General features: G+C 62.8%; 1 protein-coding gene. It reads left to right on the top strand.

Annotated elements, in window-relative coordinates:
• The coding region (gene glyS / locus I5M_RS07390) for a glycine--tRNA ligase subunit beta (RefSeq protein ID WP_031335747.1) at positions 1-1,386 on the top strand (1,386 nt) is incomplete at both ends.

Here is a 1,386-nt window from a genome sequence, read left to right on the forward strand (position 1 = left end):
GTGCACGGCATTCCGGCGCGGCAGCCGGATCTCAAGGACGAGCGCAAGGGGCCGAAGGTCGGCGCGCCGGATGCGGCGGTGCAGGGCTTTCTGAAAGCGACCGGGCTCTCCTCGCTGGACGAAGCCAAGATCCAGCGCGATCCGAAGAAGGGCGATTTCTACGTGGCGCTGATCGAGAAGCCGGGCCGGCCGGCGATCGACGTGCTGGCCGAAATCCTGCCGGTGATCGTGCGCACCTTCCCGTGGCCGAAATCGATGCGCTGGGGCGAGCGCTCGGCACGGCCCGGCGCGCTGCAATGGGTGCGGCCGCTGCATTCGATCGTCGCGACGTTCGGCATCGACACCGAAGAGCCGGAGGTCGTGAAGTTCGCGATCGACGGCATCGAGTCGGGCCAGACCACGCGCGGCCATCGCTTCATGGCGCCGGCTGCGTTCGAGGTCCGCCGCTTCGCCGACTACGAGGCCAAGCTCGCCGGCGCCAAGGTCGTGCTCGATCCGCAGCGCCGCAAGGACATCATCCTGGCCGATGCCAAGACGCTGGCGCAGGCGCAGAACTACGAACTGGTCGAGGATGCCGGCCTGCTCGACGAAGTCTCCGGCCTCGTCGAATGGCCGGTGGCGCTGATGGGCTCGTTCGACCAGAGCTTCCTGTCGATCCCCGATGAAGTGATCCGCGCCACCATCCGCGCCAACCAGAAGTGCTTCGTCGTCTCTGATCCGGCGACCGGCAAGCTCGCCAACAAGTTCATCCTGACCGCCAACATCGAAGCCAGCGACGGCGGCGCCGCCATCACCGCCGGCAACGAGCGCGTCATCCGCGCGCGCTTGAGCGATGCGAAGTTCTTCTACGAGACCGATCTGAAAACGAAGCTGGAAGACCGGCTGCCGAAGTTCGACCAGATCGTGTTCCACGAAAAGCTCGGGACGCAAGCCGAGCGCATCGCGCGGATCAAAGATCTGGCTCGCGTAGTAGGCGACCAAATCCAACATCAACGGGGAGCGGTCCATCCGCGCTATAACGATACAACCTTGAATTTTTTCAATGACGTCCAACGTGCGGCAGAGTTGGCGAAGACTGACCTTTTGACAGAGGTGGTCGGAGAATTTCCAGAACTTCAGGGGTTGATGGGAAAATACTACGCGCTCGCGCAGGGCGAGCAGCTTGCGGTAGCTGAGGCGATAGAAGATCATTACAAGCCACAGGGACCAAACGATCGGGTGCCGACCGATCCGGTCAGCGTTGCGGTGGCGCTCGCTGATAAGCTCGACACGCTGGTCGGTTTTTGGGTGATCGACGAAAAGCCCACTGGCAGTAAAGACCCATACGCGCTGCGGCGTGCGGCGTTAGGAGTGATTAGGATTTTGCTTGAGGGTCTGCGGCTCAAG

The organism is Rhodopseudomonas sp. B29 (assembly GCF_000333455.1).
GTDB lineage: Bacteria > Pseudomonadota > Alphaproteobacteria > Rhizobiales > Xanthobacteraceae > Rhodopseudomonas.